The 18675-nt window shown below is 30.8% G+C and carries 15 protein-coding genes; 6 read left to right on the forward strand and 9 right to left on the reverse strand.

The window, feature by feature from the left end; translation table 11 throughout:
- Window positions 1-196: 196 nt before the first annotated feature.
- Entirely contained in the window at window positions 197-1120 is a 924-nt protein-coding gene (locus tag L1S47_RS12880; RefSeq protein WP_238883941.1) for a hypothetical protein, read from the forward strand.
- 46 nt (window positions 1121-1166) lie between these two features.
- Here L1S47_RS12880 and L1S47_RS12885 read toward each other — a convergent pair whose 3' ends face one another.
- Window positions 1167-2114, reverse strand: a complete 948-nt coding sequence (locus L1S47_RS12885) for a metallophosphoesterase (RefSeq protein ID WP_238883942.1) — start codon at window positions 2112-2114, stop codon at window positions 1167-1169.
- Window positions 2115-2311: 197 nt separating this feature from the next.
- On the opposite strand from L1S47_RS12885, the gene L1S47_RS12890 reads away from it, so the two are divergent.
- The 3 genes from L1S47_RS12890 to L1S47_RS12900 all read left to right on the forward strand — a co-directional run bounded on the left by L1S47_RS12890 (window position 2312) and on the right by L1S47_RS12900 (window position 5466).
- Complete coding sequence (locus L1S47_RS12890) at window positions 2312-2860, forward strand: ECF transporter S component (protein WP_238883943.1); 549 nt, start codon at window positions 2312-2314, stop codon at window positions 2858-2860.
- Window positions 2861-2870: 10 nt separating this feature from the next.
- On the forward strand, window positions 2871-4004 hold the full coding sequence (locus L1S47_RS12895; RefSeq protein WP_238883944.1) for an alanine--glyoxylate aminotransferase family protein: 1134 nt from the start codon (window positions 2871-2873) through the stop codon (window positions 4002-4004).
- A 106-nt stretch (window positions 4005-4110) separates the two neighbouring features.
- Window positions 4111-5466, forward strand: a complete 1356-nt coding sequence (locus L1S47_RS12900; protein ID WP_238883945.1) for an MATE family efflux transporter — start codon at window positions 4111-4113, stop codon at window positions 5464-5466.
- 40 nt (window positions 5467-5506) lie between these two features.
- Here L1S47_RS12900 and L1S47_RS12905 read toward each other — a convergent pair whose 3' ends face one another.
- The 7 genes from L1S47_RS12905 to L1S47_RS12935 form a co-directional block, all read right to left on the reverse strand.
- Window positions 5507-6457, reverse strand: coding sequence for a hypothetical protein (locus L1S47_RS12905; RefSeq protein WP_238883946.1), 951 nt, complete (start codon window positions 6455-6457; stop codon window positions 5507-5509).
- A 2-nt stretch (window positions 6458-6459) separates the two neighbouring features.
- Complete coding sequence (gene sigI / locus L1S47_RS12910) at window positions 6460-7161, reverse strand: RNA polymerase sigma-I factor (protein WP_238883947.1); 702 nt, start codon at window positions 7159-7161, stop codon at window positions 6460-6462.
- 87 nt (window positions 7162-7248) lie between these two features.
- Entirely contained in the window at window positions 7249-8484 is a 1236-nt protein-coding gene (locus L1S47_RS12915; RefSeq protein WP_238883948.1) for an MFS transporter, read from the reverse strand.
- Between the two features lie 33 nt (window positions 8485-8517).
- Complete coding sequence (locus tag L1S47_RS12920) at window positions 8518-9483, reverse strand: aromatic acid exporter family protein (RefSeq protein ID WP_238883949.1); 966 nt, start codon at window positions 9481-9483, stop codon at window positions 8518-8520.
- A 121-nt stretch (window positions 9484-9604) separates the two neighbouring features.
- Window positions 9605-10255, reverse strand: coding sequence for a beta-phosphoglucomutase (gene pgmB, locus L1S47_RS12925; protein WP_238883950.1), 651 nt, complete (start codon window positions 10253-10255; stop codon window positions 9605-9607).
- 15 nt (window positions 10256-10270) lie between these two features.
- A complete protein-coding gene (locus L1S47_RS12930) occupies window positions 10271-11179 on the reverse strand; it encodes a CdaR family transcriptional regulator (protein ID WP_238883951.1) in 909 nt (302 codons plus the stop codon).
- 44 nt (window positions 11180-11223) lie between these two features.
- Window positions 11224-13461: a TIM-barrel domain-containing protein gene (locus L1S47_RS12935; protein ID WP_238883952.1), complete on the reverse strand. Its 2238-nt coding sequence runs from the start codon at window positions 13459-13461 to the stop codon at window positions 11224-11226.
- 215 nt (window positions 13462-13676) lie between these two features.
- On the opposite strand from L1S47_RS12935, the gene L1S47_RS12940 reads away from it, so the two are divergent.
- Window positions 13677-15962 carry a family 65 glycosyl hydrolase domain-containing protein gene (locus tag L1S47_RS12940; protein ID WP_238883953.1) on the forward strand — a complete coding sequence of 762 codons (2286 nt, stop codon included), beginning with the start codon at window positions 13677-13679 and terminating at the stop codon, window positions 15960-15962.
- 142 nt (window positions 15963-16104) lie between these two features.
- Here the strand turns inward: L1S47_RS12940 and L1S47_RS12945 are convergent, their stop codons facing one another.
- On the reverse strand, window positions 16105-17115 hold the full coding sequence (locus L1S47_RS12945; RefSeq protein WP_238883954.1) for a LacI family DNA-binding transcriptional regulator: 1011 nt from the start codon (window positions 17113-17115) through the stop codon (window positions 16105-16107).
- Window positions 17116-17517: 402 nt separating this feature from the next.
- On the opposite strand from L1S47_RS12945, the gene L1S47_RS12950 reads away from it, so the two are divergent.
- Entirely contained in the window at window positions 17518-18618 is a 1101-nt protein-coding gene (locus L1S47_RS12950; protein WP_238883955.1) for an ABC transporter ATP-binding protein, read from the forward strand.
- Window positions 18619-18675: the final 57 nt, after the last annotated feature.

An 18675-nucleotide genomic window follows, 5' to 3' on the forward strand; every position in this document is an offset into this window, starting at 1 on the left:
TTTTAAATCATTCATTTACTCTACACTTTTATTATAGATTTCATTAATTATAGAATGATTAATGAATTATTAGAATTTGATTAGAAAATTAATTTTATCGTAATTTTTTATTTATTTAGTTTAATGCTAAGATATTGTAATATAATATATATGATATTATGAAATCATTATTTATTAATTTTAGAGGTGCAGGATTATGACAAAAACAATTAATGAATCCCTTCATGAAATGAGAGGAAAATTACTTTATTACTCAAAATTATTAGAAAAGTTATCTAAAATCGAGAAAGAAATAATAAGAACTAAACATCAACTTATGGCATTAAGTGATATTTGGGATAACGAAGAATCAGATGTTAAGGAATTAAACTCTTTCTCTTTAACTACACTTTTTTTAAAGCTATCAGGTAAGTACGATAAGAAGATTTCAGAGGAAAATAGGGAACTTCTTGAAGCAAAAGCAAACTTTGAAAAGTGTAATAATTATCTAATGACACTTTTAGAAGAAAAAAAACAATTATCAGAAGAAGCTTCTAGCTACTATACCTTGGAACAAGATTATAATAAATTATTAAGTGAGAAAGAGGCATCTCTTTATGCTTCAGACAACCCTAGTAAAGAGAAATTAGTTGCGATTTCTAGCAATATTAACAAGCTTAACCTTGAACTTAAAGAAATTAATGAAGCTATTGATCAAGGTTCAGAGTTATATTCAGTATTAAGAAACTTAACTTCAGAATTAGAAGATGCAGAAAGTGTATTAAGAGAAACCAATCTTAATAAAGTTACAAGTCAACTTAAAATAGAAAACATTTCCGATTACATAAATCAAGTAAAATTACAATTAAGTAAGTATAAAGTAGAATTAAGTGATTTAGATGATACACTACAAGATACTATAAATCTAAATGAATTAGATTCTTTATGCGATAGTCTTTTTGACAACTTCTTTGCAGATCTTATGGTTGAAGCACCAATAAAAGATGCTCTACAAGATGTTAAAGCTTTAAGAACTGCTATTGAAAAAATTCAGTCTTCCTTAAGAGATGATAAAAAATCTTTACTTGAAAATATATCAAATCTAAAAACAGAAAAAGATACGATTTTAGAAAAATCTTAATCATAAAAGATGGAATAAGCTTATAGACTTATTCCATCTTTTTATATTACTCACTTATATCCTTTGAAAATAACCATTTCTTATCATTAAAGCTCCTGCCTTTTATTGTTACCTTGCCATTATTTACTTCCACGTATAGCCCTTGATTATAGTTTACATTCTGTCTGTTACCCGAACCATCTGTTACTATAGTATAGGCTACAGCTCCTGTATGGACTGTTGTAAATGGGAGATTAGTTTTTATACCTTTCTCATCTAACGGAGCATGCGTATGGGAGGTAAATAAGACTACCTCTGGATATCTCGATAGTATATCCTTAACTTGCTGCCCTTGTTCCACTCCTGTAAACCCTTTTCCATTATTATTTAATGGTTGATGTAAAAATACAAAAATAGGTTTACCCTTTACGTATTTTTCTGCTAGCTTTTCTTCCAACCATTTTAATTGTTTATCAGATAAAAATGCCTTCATAGATCCAAGTTCTTGAGTGTTTCCAGATTCCGAACCAAGAGATATAAAGTGATACTCTTTAATCCATTTATCATGATATACAAGTTCTTCTCCTGAAAAGTCTAGATATCTTTTTTTAAATACTTCAACTTGCTCTGGAGAATTTTGCTCTATATTATAATCAAAAAATTCGTGATTTCCTATATTACTTATTATTATCTTAGGTAAAATTGAACTCTTTTTATCCAATGCTTTTTTTACTGATTCATATTGACTTGGAATTCCTTGACCTACTACATCTCCATTCATTATTAAAGCATCCATTTGTGGATTTATTTCATGAAAATCTTCAGCTAATTTATAAAAATTATCTATTTTTTCGTGCAAATCCCCAATCACTCCAAATGAAACCTCTGAACTTGTAGATACCTCTTTAGCTGATGATACCTCCCTATCCATTGCAAGTTTTTCTTTATAACTAAAAAAGGCAATTGCCGCAATAAACATGATTATAACATCAAGTAATATTAATACTTTCTTCAAAATCCTCAACCCTTACAAATTAAATTTTTTCTATATTTTTCCCTTAAATTATCTTTGCATCTTTATTATATTTTTATTCATATAAAATATCAATTAATACCTATTATTAATATACAAATAATTGTATCCATACATTTTGCATTTTTTTTAAATTGTTTTAAGATAATAACATTAATAATATTAAGGGGGCAATCATCATGACATCAAACACAACAAACAAATCAAAAACAAGTGATATCGCGCTTTATGGATTATTTATTGCATTAATCTATGTAGCAACGAGATTCATAAATATTCCTGGACCTACTCCAGGTGGCCTATTTCATTTAGGAAATGTTATGGCTTTTACCATTGCAATAGTATTTGGTAAAAGAGCAGGAGCAATATCAGCTGCTTTCGGAATGGCACTATTTGATATAACAAGTTCATTTTTACCTTGGGCACCTTTTACTTTTATAATTAGGTTTGCCATGGGATATACTATAGGTTATCTATCTGATAAAGGCACTAATGGTAAGGCCTCAAAATCTTTATTTTTTAACCTTTTGGGAATAGCTTTAGCTACCATAATAATGATAGGTGGATACTATATAGCTGAAGTTATTCTTTACGGAAACTTATATGCACCTATACAATCAATTTGGGGTAATTTTATGCAATGTGTAGTAGGCACAGTCTTAGGTCTTCCTCTTGCAACTGCAGTTAAATCTGCTTTTATAAAAAGAAATTTATTAACTAGAGCTTAAGGAGATATAAATGGATAAATTAATTATGACTCCAGGTCCAACTTATATAAGAGAAAATGTAAGAGTGGCATTAAGCCAAGAAATTACTAACCCTGATTTGGACCTAGATTTTTATGAATTTTATAAAGAAACTTGTAATAAACTTCAAACTCTTTTAAAAACTGAAAATAATATCCTTATTCTATCTGGAGAAGGAATACTAGGTTTAGAAGCGGCTTGTGCTTCTCTAGTTGAAAAGGGCGATAAGGTATTATGTATTGAAAATGGAATATATGGCGAAGGGTTTGGAGATTTCTGCAAAATATACGGTGGGGAAGTTACTTATTTTCATGATGATAGAAGAAAGGGCATAGATTATGATAAGCTTGAAAACTTTCTACAAGAAAATCATGATTTTAAGATTGCAACCTTAGTTCACTGTGAAACTCCTTCTGGGATAACTAATCCAATCTCTGATATATGTAAGCTACTTAATAAGCATGGAATTATCTCTATAGTTGATGCTGTTTCTAGTATTGCTGGAGAAGAAATAAATATAGATGAATGGAAAATAGATGTGGTCATTGGAGGTTCGCAGAAATGTCTTTCTGCACCTCCAGGTTTAACCTTCCTATCTATAAGCGAAAGAGCACAAGATGCAATGAATAATAGAAAAACTCCTGTACAAGGTTTCTACACCAACTTATCTATATGGAAGAACTGGTATGAAGAAAAATGGTTCCCTTATACTCAACCTATTAGTGATATTTATGCACTAACTCAAGCAATAGATAACGTACTTGACGATAAAAACATTATTAAAAGACATACGCTATTTGCTAATGCTGTTAGAGGTGCACTAATAAACTCAGGATTAGAACTTTTCCCTAATGATCATTTTTCAAATACTGTAACTACAGTTCTTGTTCCTTCTGGAATTGAATATAAAGATATATTTAATAAATTAATCAAGGAGCATAATATAATAATTGCAGGTGGCTTTGATTTTTTACAAGATAAAATCTTTAGAATTGGCCATATGGGAGAAAATTGTTATGAAGATAAATTATATCTTACATTAAAGGCACTTAATACGGTATTAAAGGAACTAAACTTCGAACTTAAAGCAGAGCTTCACCAAGAATTTGTTAGATTGCTTCCATAGTTTCCATAAAATTGACTTATTTTAAAAGCTTATTATACAATGAGTATAATAAGCTTTTTATTTGAGAAAAAATTTATAAAAGTTGCATTTTACTTGGAGGATTAACATGACATCTAATCCCTTATCCACTAAAAAATTAACTGTATTTAAATTAACTTGGCCAATATTCATTGAAACCTTGCTTTTTATGCTTCTAGGCAGCGTAGATACCCTTATGTTAAGCAGATATTCAGATAATGCAGTTGCCGCTGTTGGTGTTTCAAATCAACTTATTACAATGATGAATATAATGTTTGGTATTCTTTCTACTGGAACATCAGTGCTTATTGCTCAAAACCTTGGTGCTGGGAATAGGAAAATGGCGTCTAAAGTTGCTACAGTATCATTAATTATCAACTGTATTTTTGGACTTTTCCTAAGCTTAATAATGTTCTTAGCTGCTCATGGAATTCTTAGTACAATGGGAATAAGACCAGAACTTATGAGCTTTGCAGCAGAATATCTTAAGATTGTTGGAGGATGTTTATTCCTACAATCAGTTATGATGACATGTACAGCAATTGTTAGAAGTCATGGTTTGACTAAAATATCTATGCTTGTTACCTTGGGAATAAACATTGTACACGTTATTCTCGATTATATCTTTATATTTGGCCCCTTAGGCTTACCTGTTTTAGGAGTACGTGGAGTAGCTATCTCTACTAATATTAGCAAATTATTAGGACTTATAATAATGCTTTATGTTGTATTTAAAAATGTAGAGCATGGCATAAGCATTAAAAATATAACCCCTTTTCCTAAAAATATTGTAAAAGACCTCCTAAAGATAGGCATACCTACTGCCGGGGAGCACTTTTCATATAATTTATCTCAACTTGTCATTACATATTTCATAAATTTCCTTGGAAATGAAGCCCTCACAACAAAGGCTTATGTTCAAAATATAGTTATGTTTGCATATCTATTTTCAGTAGCAATAGGGGAAGGAACTGAAATATTAGTGGGTCATTTAGTTGGGGCAGATGAAAATGAGAAAGCATATAAGACTTGCCTTAAAAGTTTACGTTTAGCTCTTATAATATCTTTTAGCATTGGAACTCTATTCGCCTTGCTTAGGATTCCGGTATTATCAATATTTACAGACAACCCTTCCATCCTCATTGTTGGTGGAACAGTTCTTATTATAGACGCAATTTTAGAACCGGGGCGATCATTTAATGTTGTTGTGATTAATTCTTTGCGAGCTGCTGGCGATGTTAAGTTTCCAGTTTATATGGGCATTTTATCCATGTGGGGTGTCAGTGTAACTCTTTCCTATATCTTCGGGATAAAGATGGGGTTTGGTCTTGCAGGAATGTGGGTAGCTTTTGCCTGTGATGAGTGGTTTAGAGGTCTACTTATGCTTTGGAGATGGAGAACCAAGAAGTGGCAAACAATGGCCTTTGTTAGAAAGCCTGTTTAATAAGAAAAGACTGAAAAACATGTGTTTTTCAGTCCCTTAATTATTTTTTATCTTTATTCTCTTTATTATTAGAGCCTTCTTTTCCATCACTTGAAGATTTCTTTGTTTCTACTTGATTATTATCATCATTTTTCTTACTTTTTGTATCTATATTACTATTCTTAACTTTGTCATCTTTATTCTGAACTTTATCTTTATTTTCCTTTTGTGTAGTAGCATTTTTATCACTATTTACTTCTTCAGAGTTTGAGTTTTCTTTCTTAGTTTCAGTTTTATCTTCCTTCTTAGCTTCATTTATTGCTTTCATAATTTCTTTTACAGGTTTATTAGCATATTCTTCTGCACTAACCCCTTGTTCTTCTGATTGAAGTTTTTCAATAAGTAACATCTTTCCTGGAGATATTCCTAACTTTTCTGCGTCTTCACGTCTTTCTAGGTTTAAGTTTTGTACTACTACTTCAGTTTTTCCTAGATCAGCGTCCTTTAACTCTTGTTTAAGCTCATCTTCTAACTCTGCTACTTTATCTTCACTATTTTTACTATTTGAAGACAATGTTATAGCAACTGCATTATCTTCTCCTACTTTTAAATATCCATTATCTTTAGCTGCCTTTATTAGTTCTTTAAGTGCTTCCTCTTCTTTTTCTCCTTTAAGCTTTAACCCACTATAAATTTTCTTTCCATCTTCATTTAATGGATTCACACCAATTACTCTTCCAAACATATTAGACTTTAATTCTACACTTGGGTTAATATCTAAAGATATATAAGAGCTTGGTTTTGCATAAGCATAGCCAAATGATACAAAAAGCATTACCATCGCGAAACTTGCCACTTTATATATTAGACTCCTATTAAATTTAAATCCTGAATTATTAATATATTCTTGCCCTATAACTAAGCTATCTATATTTTTAACTTTATGAAATTTTCCTTTTTCATCAAGAACTATCCCATATCCTTTATGTTTCTCTAATACTATTCCTTTCATCCTTATACCTCCAAATTAATGTAGTCTCTTAAATATTGATAATCTCCAATAATAACTACTAGCACTGCTATTATATATCTACGAGATCTTTCAATTTTTTTTCGGGGTAGGGATGTTAACTTTTCTAACTCCTTAATATTCAAAGTCTTTTTTCCAATTAATGCTTCCATGACTTCATTACTTTTCAGTGAAGCATTTATTATCTGATTATATATTTTTTTAGTTGTACCCCATTTAGGAGATGCTTTTACCAAGTCTTCAAATGTTATTCCATATTGCTTTAAATCTATTGTTAATTGCTCAATCTCAAGTTTTCTAAGATAGCTTATCCCCTCAGTTTGATAAACTTCCATTGCATTTTTGTCAAGAATATTAAAACTTTCGGATTCTTCATTTTCAAAATTTCCTTCAGTCAAAATATTTTTCTGCTTGCTTTCCTTACGCAAATAGTCTATTAACCTATATTTTATTATGTTTTGAGCAAAAGACAAAAAACCGCCTTTTTCGAAATTGTAAGTCTTAATTGCCTCATTAAATGCTAATAATGCTACACTATATTCCTCATCGTTATTATAATCAATATAATTATTAAGAAACTTACTTGCAGAGGAAACTATAAATGGTTTAAATTCTTCAATAAAAATATCTATTTCTTTATTATTATTTTTTATAGACTCAACTCTTTTATCTATACTTCTAATCAAGTTAATATCCTCCTGTAAAGCTTAATAAATGCACTCATTAATTTTTGAATGTAATTCATAATATATATTCGCACATTAGCCATACTTTTATGAGGTAGTATCAATTTTTTTTGTTTTGAATATTATTCTAATTATTATTACTAATATTAATACAGCTCCTCCACTGACTAAAAAACCAGCTGAAGCACCTATTTTATCGCATATCCATCCAGTAAGAAGACTCCCTATTGGTGTTGCTCCTGCAAAAACTAGCGAGTATATACTCATTACTCTTCCCCTATATTCATCCTTAGAATTAAGTTGTAATAAAGAGTTTGAAGTTGTAGAGAATGCGATATTAAAAAATCCAGTTATAATCAATAGTAAGCTTGTAAAGGCTAGACTCTTATTCAATCCATTTAATATAAGCATAGCTGATATAACGATAGAGCTTATAAATGCCACCTTCATCTTAGGACCTCTCTTACTCCTTATAGAAACATTTAAAGCTCCTACTAAAGAGCCTGCCCCTAAAAATGACATTAATAACCCATATGTCTTTTCATTACCATCTAAAACTAACTTCGTAAATGAAGGAACTAGAACATTGTAATTAAATGCAAATATACCTATTATGCATACCATTAGTAGGGTCTCTAAAAGCAGTATATCATTCTTCACATAAGATAAACCGTCCTTTATTTCGCTTATTATATTGCTTTTAACTCTTTGTTTAATATTGTTTCCATCTACATCAATATTGTAAAGTCCATACAACACTGCTAGATAGCTTACTCCATTGAAGAAAAAACACCAGGCTGCTCCAAAATAAGCCATAACTACTGCTCCTATGCTTGGTCCTAATATTCTTGCTAAGTTAAAGATAGATGAGTTTAGTGCAATAGCATTCATTAAATCTTCTTTTCCTGCAATCTCTACAGTAAATGCCTGCCTTGTTGGCATATCAATACAATTTATACATCCAAGTAAGAATGCCACTATTAATATATATTCATATTTAACAGTGTTACTAAACACCATGGCAGATAGTATAAATGCTAATATCATTGATGAGGCTTGCGTAAAAAGTAATAATCTTTTCTTGGGAAATCTGTCCACTATAACTCCAGCAAATAAAGAAAATATTGTTACAGGAATGAACTGAACTGTAGTAAGAATGCCTAATAAAAATGGAGAGTTAGTTATAGATAAAACAAGCCAACTTTGTCCTATATTCTGCATCCAAGTTCCAATTAACGAAGCACATTGCCCCATCCAAAAGTATCTGAAATTTTTATGCATTAATGCATGAAAATTTCTTTCTATAAGTTTCTTTACTCTCAAAATACCACCTTCTCTTTATGTAAAAGTTACCTTTTATTGGTTATCTATATCACGTTTAAAATCTCTTTTTATTTCTAGCATATGTTCAAAATCATTTAAATACTGAAAAAGCATTGCTCTGTTTTCAAACTCTTCCCTACTTTTAGGTAGCTCTTGTTTACTGCATTTCTTAAAGACTTCTTTTAAATCCAATAGCAATTCTTCTGCCGTATTATATTCATGCAGGGCTGCCGCAACTCTTTCTGTAAATGATGCTACCAATTCTGTTTGATAGTAAGCAATATAAAACTTTGTAAAATGTCCTCTCATATATTTTAACACCTGTAATTGCACTGTTCTCATTTGCATATACTTAACGTAATATTTGGCTTCATACAAAATATTATTGTTTAGATTTATGTATGCTCTTTCTGTAGCTTCTTTAAGTTTATCTTCTAACTTACTGAATAGTTCTTCCTCACTAATACTTACAGATTGATTTCTTAAACTCTCTGCCATACTTAATAGGATTCTTTTCATATAACTTTCAATCTCTTCCTGATCTGACTTAATTCTATCTTCTACTTTAGGCATATATGTATTTAGTAAAATTGCTATTCCTGCCCCTATGGTCATTAAAAGCAGCTCATTTTTTATCCAAAAGAAAGATATTGAATTTTCTACCAACAGATGTGTTACTAGTACTGAACTAACTACAATTCCATCCTGCATCTTAAATCTAACTGCAACAGGAATAAAAATAAGCAAATATAGACCGAAAGCTATCGGGTTGTATCCAACTATAGAAAATAATATTGCTGAAATTAGCAACGCTAATAAGGTAGATCCTAACCTTTGAAAGGCCAAAGTTATTGAATGTTTTTTTGTATTTTGAACACTTAGTATTGTTATTACCCCTGCAGACACTGCATATCTTAGCCCTAAGACTTCTGAAATCACTATAGCTATTGTGGCACCTACTGCTGTTTTTAATGTTCTAAGTCCAATAAACTTTTTCATAAAATCACCTACCTTTAAATATATTCACTTTATATCTTACACCATTTTGTCTGAATAAAAAAATAAGAGCCCCTAGTATTTTCATTATATTTCTAGGTGACTCTTTTATATTCATTTTATTCTACAGTTTACTTAGTATATCAGTTGATATTCCCTCAAAGCCTTTTATAACTAAATCTGCTTCAGAAAGATTCTCTTCACTCCCTACGCCTATAACCTTCATTCCTCCATTATGTGCTGCCCTAATTCCTGCTAATGCATCCTCAAATACTACACACTCTTCTGACTTTAACTCCATTTCCCTGACTGCTGCTAGAAATACCTCCGGATCTGGTTTTGCCTTACTTATTTTATTGCCATCTATTATGCAATCAAAGTAATTCTTCAATGCTAGTTTGTCCAATATAAATCTTGAATTCTTTGAGGCTGATCCTAATGAAATTTTTATTCCTTCATTTCTTAATTCCTGAAGAAATTCTTTAACTCCTGGAAGTATTTCTTCTTCTTTTAATTTATCTATACACTCAACGTACTTCTTATTTTTCTTATCTGCCAGTAACTCTTTTTCTTCTAGTGTCATTTTTTTATTTCCTAATGATAGTATTATATTAAGTGACTCCATTCTTGAGACACCCTTTAATCGCTCATTATCATCTTCATTGAATGCAATTCCTAACTCCTTAGCTAAGGAACTCCACGCTAAATAGTGATATTTTGCTGTATCAACAATAACTCCATCTAAATCAAAAATGCAACCCTTTATCTTATTCATAAATCTCACTCCAAACTACCTAGAATTACTTTTCCAAACAAAATATATAACATAAAAAGTCATTGCTTCATTAAAATTTCTTAAATCCATGGATATTTCTCTTTTTATTTTGTCTAATCTATATAGCAAAGTGTTTCGATGAACAAACAACTCCTTTGATGCATCGCTAATATTTAAATCTCTTTGAAAAAAAGTCTCTATGGTTTTTAACGTATCTGAATCTTGGCTATCTAAATAATTTTCATATGTGGCTATTATCTCTTCTTTTAAATTATTATTTATTCCATCCATGACTCTCTCAAAAATTATGTTACTTGAGGTTAATATCTCTTTTCTTATTCCAACCCTATCACTTAATTCAATTAAACTTTTAAGACTTTTTAAAACTTCTCCTATATTAGTTTTTCCGTAAAGAGCCTCTAAAGCTATTCTTGGACTTCTAATATTTAGTTCTTCAACATTATGCAAGATACTTTTGCAATGATCATAAACCTCATCAAAAATTCCTAACAGTACAACATACTCTTCCCAAATACAATACCTATATTCCTCTTCATTATTGTAAGAATATTTGACTATATCATAAACTTCCTTACAATGATTCTTCGCCTTAATAAGTATCAGTGTCCCTTTCTTCAAAATTTTGTTTATTATTTCATCATTTTCTTTAAAACTTGAATTTCCTTTGATAAGATTAAACAATTCATTTCCTTTTAACTCTTGAACCTCTTTTAATTTCTCTTCAAAAATGAATCTTAATAAAGGGATACTCGTTTCTTCTTTCTTTTCTATCTCAACATAATAAACGATATCATTGTATTGAATAGGGAAGTGTATACCTTCAAGTTTTTTAATTTTTGTTGACTCACAAATATAATCTCCATTCTTGTCTGTCACTTCGATAATATATGGAAACTTATTCATGAGTTCTCTCACATAATCCTTAAATGAGTCCATGTCTTTCACCTCTATTTAAAAGAAATCTCTTTTATATTTTTAAAGGCATATTTCTTATTACTCTTATATCCCTCACACTCCTTTTCTAGCTTTGCTTCATGGGCTGAATAACTAGCTCTGTATAAATTATATTGTCCCATTTTATAGTTTTTGCTTATCCCATCATCCTCATAAATTATTCCAGTGGCCCTTTCTCCATAAGGAATTAATGTCACCTTATCTGGGACATTGTCCATATTTAAGTAATTATCCTCATAAATCGGAATTATTGACCCCTCTTTCACAAATAGAAGAATCTCATCTAAATTAACTTTAAAGTTATAGAATTTAGTTCCTTGGTATTTTTGCCCATTAACCAAATTATACCAATTTCCCTTTGGTAAATATACCCTTTTTTGTCGTTCCCCTTCATATAAAACTGGTGCAACAAGTATACTCTCACCAAAAAGAAATTGCTCCTTCATATTTAATACCTTCATATCTTTGGGATAATCAAATACCATTGCTCTAAATACGGGTATTCCTTCTTTATAAGAATGATAGAAAGAAGTATAGATATATGGCATTAACTTATATCTCAAATTAATAAACTTTCTGCAAATATTTTCTACATCTTTACCAAAACTCCAAGGTTCTTGTCTTCTCGAAAGTACATCAGAATGATTTCGCATTATAGGTAAAAAACTCCCCAATTCCATCCATCTTATAAATAATTCTTCATTGGTATCTAAGCAAAATCCACCTATATCATTTCCTACAAATGAAAACCCTGACATCCCCAAATTAGCATTCATGGTCATACTCATTCTCATCTGACTCCAAAGACTTCTGTTATCACCTGTCCACACTGAGGAATATCTTTGTCCACCTGCAAATGTAGCTCTTGTCATGGAAAAGCTTCTCTTATTCTCCGTAAGTTCTTCTTGTGCCTCTTTTGAGCACCTGCTCATTTCTCTTCCATATAAATTATGGAATTCTTTATGCTCCACTACTCCGTAATCTCCGTCATGCAAACATTTTTCATCTAGAGTTCCCTCTTCATTAAATGCTGCTGGCTCATTCATATCATTCCAAATTCCATCTATCCCTACTGATATAAAATTCTTTAACTCATCTTTCCACCATTCTCTAGCATCTTTATTTGAGAAATCAGGAAATGCACTTATTCCTGGCCAAACTTTTTCAAAAGTTAATTTCCCATCATAATTTTTTACAAAATGATTTCCCTTTAATCCTCTATTATATACTTCATAATTTTCATCTAGCTTTACTCCTGGATCAACAATAGCGATGACCTTTACTCCGTTCTCATGAATTTTCTTTATCATTTTTTCTGGTTCTGGGAATTTATCTTTATCAAATGTCATTACCCTGTATCCGTCCATATAATGAATATCTAAATATATACTATCTAATGGTATTTCTTTTTCTATGAATTTATTTAGAATATCTTCTACTTCCTTTTGAGAAAAATAACTATATCTACATTGTTGATAGCCCAGTGACCACAAAGGAGGCATATCCATTTTCCCAGTTAATATCCCATATAATCCAGTGACCTCTCTTAAGTTATTTCCTAGCATAAAATAATATTCTATTTCTCCCCCAACAGCTCCAAAGAAAATTCTATCCTCAAAACTATTGCCCATATCAAAATAACTTCTAAAGCTATTATTAAAAAAAACTCCATAGGCTACGTCCTCCTTTAACCCTTGGAAGAATGGGATAGTCTTATAATATACGTAACTCTCATCATCCGTATCTGGTTCATCTGTATTATAATTTTCTATATACATTCCTTTTTTATTAAGATTTCCGCCCTTTTCACCAAAGCCATAATAACCTAATGCAGAATTATCCTTAGTAATAAATATATTCCCATTGCTATCTTTACCTGCTGGGGCTATATCTTCCAATACTATGTTTCCGTAATTATCTAGAAATTCTACTGTCCCACAATTTTTCGATACTATGGTTATAACTCTACTTCCTTTAAATGCTATGCTCTTTTCTGATTCTTCTATAGGAACTTGTACACTATTCATTTGCATTACTGATGAAGTTTCCTTTGGATTACTATGTTCTTCTCCTTGAAATATTCTTACTATGTCACCTTCAAAATATTCCACTTCAATTTTTCCTTTGGTAAACAATAATTGTGTTCTGTTTCCTATTTGTTTCATAGTTTCATATATTCCAATTGTAGAAACGGTTGCATAAGTTTGATGAATTATCTCGGATTTTTTCATTTTCATCTCCTCCTAATCTTTAAAATTACATTGTTTTATTTTAGTATATCAACGCCAGAAAACATTTTCAACCAAATTCATTATAAAGTATTGTTAAATTATCCATAAAATGCTATTATATTTATAACAACCCTTTCAATTGGGTATAAACCCATTAAATTTTTTTAACTGTTTTGTGCAACCGTTTTACTTACTATTAGTTTTGAGGTGATTAAATGAATAAAGATTACGTTTTACTTGATCCATGGCATATTATCCAAGATGGTTTTAATCCAAAGGATAATAGAATCTACGAAAGTCAAATGAGTATTGGGAATGGCTTTATGGGCATAAGAGGAAATCTTGAAGAAACCTTTTCTGGTAACTCCCTTCAAGGCACTTATGTAGCCGGAGTTTATTATCCAGATAAAACAAGAGTTGGTTGGTGGAAAAATGGCTATCCTGAGTACTTTGCCAAAGTCCTCAATTCCATAAATTTTATTGGAATAAAAGTTTTTTTAGGAAATCAGGAATTGGATTTAGATAAAGTTACAATAAAAGATTTTAGAAGAGACTTAAATATGAAAGAAGGAACCTTAACTAGAACTTCTACTATTATCGATCCAAATGGTCGAGAAACTAAAATAGAAAGTTTAAGATTTTTAAGTAAAAAAAGAAAAGAAATTGCTTGCATCAAGTACTCCATAACTCCATTAAATTATTGTGATACCATAACTCTAATACCATATTTAGATGGTAATATAGTTAATGAGGATTCAAATTATGATGAAACTTTCTGGGATGAGGTTGATAAGGGTTTCATCGAAGATTCAGCCTATCTAACACTAAAAACGAAGAAATTGGACTTTCATGTAACTTCAGCTACCTCATTTAAACTATTAAAAAACAAAACTGAAATAAACACTACTCCAAGCTCTTTAGTTGAAGATAAATATGTAGCTCATAAACTTAATATATATGCTTCACAAGGAGAGACTCTAACTTTAGAAAAATATGTCTCCCTAAGTTCAAGCAGATACTATCCTAAAGATGATTTAGTTGATAATGTTGTAAGATCTTTAAAATTAGCTAAAAATGATGGTTTTGATCTCCTATTGGACGAGCACATATCTGGATGGAATACGAGTTGGGAGAGTAATGATATTTTCATAGATGGAGATGTCAAAGCACAACAATCCATTAGATTCAATATATTTCAACTTCACCAAACTTATACTGGTGAAGATTCAAGTTTAAATATCGGCCCTAAAGGATTTACTGGCGAGAAATATGGAGGAAGCACATACTGGGATACTGAGGCCTATTGTCTTCCTTTCTATCTTGGAACATCCGAGGCACAAATCTCTAAGAATTTACTGATTTATAGATATAATCAACTCGGAAAGGCAAAAGAAAATGCAGCTAAGCTTGGTTTGAAAGGTGCTCTTTATCCTATGGTTACCATGAACGGTGAGGAATGTCATAATGAGTGGGAAATAACCTTCGAAGAAATCCACAGAAATGGCGCCATAGCTTACGCTATATATAATTATGTTAATTATACTGGCGATCATAAGCATCTTTTAGATTACGGTATTGATGTTTTAGTTGAAATAAGCAGGTTTTGGGAAGGAAGAGTTATCTATAATAAAAATAAAAACTGTTATATGATACTTGGTGTTACTGGCCCTAACGAATATGAGAATAACGTAAACAATAATTGGTATACAAATAGAATCGCATCCTGGACTTTAGAATACACGCTTCAAACACTTGAATTTATAAAGAATTCTTATTCAGAAAGTTATGAAGAAGTACTAAATAGATTAGCAATTAAAGACTCAGAAACTATCAAGTGGATGGATGTCATCAAAAAGATGTACTATCCTAAGGATGATAACCTAGGAATCTTTTTACAGCAAGATGGTTACCTTGATAAAGAGGATCTTCTAGTTAAGGATATACCTAAAGAAGACTTACCTCTAAATCAAACTTGGTCATGGGATAGAATACTTCGCTCCCCTTTTATAAAACAAGCTGATGTGCTTCAAGGTTTATACTTCTTAGGTCATCTATACGATTTAGAAACCAAACGTAAAAATTTCTATTTTTATGAACCTAGAACACTACACGAATCATCTCTTTCTCCTTGTGTTCACTCCATTTTGGCTTCAGAGCTTGGAGATAAAGAAAAAGCATATGATATGTATTTAAGAACAGCTAGATTAGATCTAGACAATCTTAACAATGATACAGATGATGGGTTACACATTACTTCTATGGCTGGAACCTGGATGTCAATAGTACAGGGGTTCGGCGGTATGCGAATTATTGATGGTACTCCTTCATTTAAACCATTTATACCTGACCAATGGATTAAATATTCCTTTAGAGTTCTTTTTAGAGAAAGAGTTTTAAATATAGAAGTTTCAAAAGATAAAGTGCTAGTGACCTTAGAAAAAGGTGACCCATTAAAAATTCTTCTATATGATTCAGAGATAGAACTAACAAAACAGCATTAATTCTATAGTGGTTTTAAATAATGCACACTTTAAAACCTCCATAATTTAAGGAAGTGTTAATTACCCGACACTTCCCCTTTTTTTATAAGAAATGAACCCTTACAAGATTAATTACAATCTGCAAGGGTCTTTCTTTTATATTCTAGAGTATTCCTTTAATTGATTCTCTAGCAATTAAATTAGTTTCTATTATGTAGTGGTTTCTCTCCAAGTTACTATCATTAAGACTTCCAAGCAAAAGCTTAGCAGCATAATATCCAAGCTTTTCTGCATTGATATCTACAGATGCTAATGGCGGATTTTGATATGCAGCTAATGGAGTGTTATTAAATCCCACTAAGGCAACATCCTTTAAGTTATTTTCATTAAGATATTTTAGTGCTCCAAAAGAAAACAAATCATCCGTAGTTACTACTACCTGTGGAATTTCACTTTCTGCTATCAACTTCATAGCATCATAGCCTTCTTCTTCATTGAATTTTATCCTCTGTACTATAAGGCTTTCATTTACTTGAACTCCGTGCACAGAATGAGCCTGAAGATATCCATTCAACCTATCCTTTGAAACATTCCATTCTTTATCTCCGCTTATAAAACCAATCTTTTTGATTCCCTTTTGCAAAAGCTTACTTACCACATTATACATGGCATTAAAATTATCATTATCTACCCAAAGTACTTCTGAAGTATCCTCTGGTCTACCAATTACTGAAAATGGAAATTCCATATCCTTTAAGTACTCTATGCATCGATCATTTGCCCTTGCTATTAATAAAATTACTCCATCTACTAAATTACTTGAAGTAAATTTTTTTACAAGCTCAAATTCCTCTTCCTCATTTTTACTAAAAGAATACATAATATAATAACCCATTTTTTGAGCACATATATTTATTCCTGTCATTGCGTTAATAAAGAAAGGGTTTTTAAACAAATCTTCAGCTTCATTAGGCAATACTAGCCCAATTGTTCTTGTAGAGCTTTTCGCCAGACTTCTAGCAATAGCATTTGGATGATAATCCAGTTCCTTTATCACTCTTTGTACCCTTATTTTTGTATCTTCACTTATTCTTGGGCTATTAGCAATAACCCTAGAAACCGTAGATGCTGAAACTCCAGCCTTCTTAGCTACATCCCTTATAGTTACCGACATCTATTTTCACATCCATTCTAGATAGAATAATATCTACATTCTTTTAAACATTTATAATTTTATCTTGCTAACTATAATTATTTTCTCATTATTATGTAATTTAGTAAACTATCCTATTTATACCTTTTATAAAATTCTACCAAATTACCTTAATGCAAGTAAATACTTATAATGCATATTAATTTCTTTTGTGATATCTTACATATTTTTTCTACCCATTTTATACAATTTTCTAAATTCAGCATATGGAATATTATTAAAGACCAGCAACTATGCCATTTATATTCAATATCCTTAGTATCTTATAAAAATAATTTTCTTTGCTTAATGGAATTTTTTGGTGTTATAGTATTAATATAATCACTTTATAGTATTTAGTTTTTTATTTTGGGAGGTACAGGTATGGCAAATCTATCATTAAAAAATATATGCAAAGTATATCCTGGAGATGTTACAGCTGTAAGCGACTTTTCTTTGGATATAGAAGATAAGGAATTTATTGTATTTGTAGGTCCTTCAGGTTGCGGTAAATCCACAACTTTAAGAATGATCGCAGGATTAGAAGACATTTCATCTGGTGAAATTTATATTGATGGAAACCTTGTAAATGACTTAGCCCCAAAGGATAGAGATATTGCTATGGTTTTCCAAAATTATGCCCTCTATCCACATATGACTGTATACGACAACATCGCTTTTGGATTAAAACTTCGAAAAACTCCAAAGAGTGAAATTGATGTAAAAGTTAGGAATGCAGCTAAAATTCTTGATATTGAACATCTTCTCGATAGAAAACCTAAAGCTCTTTCTGGTGGACAAAGACAAAGAGTTGCTATGGGCAGAGCCATAGTAAGAGATGCAAAAGTATTCTTACTAGATGAACCTTTATCAAACCTAGATGCAAAGCTTAGAAATCAAATGAGAGCTGAAATAGCTAAATTGCACCTAAGCCTAGGAACAACTTTTATATATGTAACTCATGATCAGACCGAAGCTATGACACTAGGTACAAAAATTGTTGTAATGAGAGATGGTATTATTCAACAAGTTGCCTCACCAACAGAAATATATAATCATCCCTCAAATATGTTTGTTGCTGGGTTTATAGGAAGCCCTCAAATGAACTTCTTATATGGACATGTTGTTATGGAAAATGAAACTGCTATACTTAAATGTTTAGATAGTAATATGGAATTAAACAAAAATAAAGCTACCATACTTAAAGATAAAAACTATATGGATCAAGAAATGATTATTGGTGTTAGACCTGAAGATATAAGGCTAGTAGACTCTAATTTAGGTTCGAGTACATTAAAGGGTAAAATTGAAGTTATTGAGAATTTAGGAGCAGAAGTTTTTCTTCATATAACTTCTGAAGACAGAAATCTTATAATAAAAACTACTCCTAAGGAAGGTCTATCTGTTGGTAGTGAATTATATTTCACTTTTAACATGGATAAAATTCATATTTTTGATAAAGAAGAGCAAAACACTATTTTTTAAATTTTTCCTCTAAAATTTAATTAATACCTAAAAATGCTGTAGCAAATGTTTCTGCTA

It is taken from the genome of Clostridium sp. YIM B02551 (assembly GCF_022324735.1).
Classification (GTDB): Bacteria; Bacillota; Clostridia; order Clostridiales; family Clostridiaceae; genus Clostridium_T; species Clostridium_T paridis.

Excerpts from the sequence above, each read along its gene's own strand:
- L1S47_RS12880 (WP_238883941.1), top strand. The coding sequence starts at position 197 with ATGACAAAAACAATTAATGAATCCCTTCATGAAATGAGAGGAAAATTA.
- L1S47_RS12890 (WP_238883943.1), top strand. The coding sequence starts at position 2,312 with ATGACATCAAACACAACAAACAAATCAAAAACAAGTGATATCGCGCTT.
- L1S47_RS12895 (WP_238883944.1), top strand. The coding sequence starts at position 2,871 with ATGGATAAATTAATTATGACTCCAGGTCCAACTTATATAAGAGAAAAT.
- L1S47_RS12900 (WP_238883945.1), top strand. The coding sequence starts at position 4,111 with ATGACATCTAATCCCTTATCCACTAAAAAATTAACTGTATTTAAATTA.
- L1S47_RS12905 (WP_238883946.1), bottom strand. The coding sequence starts at position 6,457 with ATGAAAGGAATAGTATTAGAGAAACATAAAGGATATGGGATAGTTCTT.
- L1S47_RS12920 (WP_238883949.1), bottom strand. The coding sequence starts at position 9,483 with ATGAAAAAGTTTATTGGACTTAGAACATTAAAAACAGCAGTAGGTGCC.
- pgmB (WP_238883950.1), bottom strand. The coding sequence starts at position 10,255 with ATGAATAAGATAAAGGGTTGCATTTTTGATTTAGATGGAGTTATTGTT.
- L1S47_RS12930 (WP_238883951.1), bottom strand. The coding sequence starts at position 11,179 with ATGAATAAGTTTCCATATATTATCGAAGTGACAGACAAGAATGGAGAT.
- L1S47_RS12935 (WP_238883952.1), bottom strand. The coding sequence starts at position 13,461 with ATGAAAAAATCCGAGATAATTCATCAAACTTATGCAACCGTTTCTACA.
- L1S47_RS12940 (WP_238883953.1), top strand. The coding sequence starts at position 13,677 with ATGAATAAAGATTACGTTTTACTTGATCCATGGCATATTATCCAAGAT.
- L1S47_RS12945 (WP_238883954.1), bottom strand. The coding sequence starts at position 17,115 with ATGTCGGTAACTATAAGGGATGTAGCTAAGAAGGCTGGAGTTTCAGCA.
- L1S47_RS12950 (WP_238883955.1), top strand. The coding sequence starts at position 17,518 with ATGGCAAATCTATCATTAAAAAATATATGCAAAGTATATCCTGGAGAT.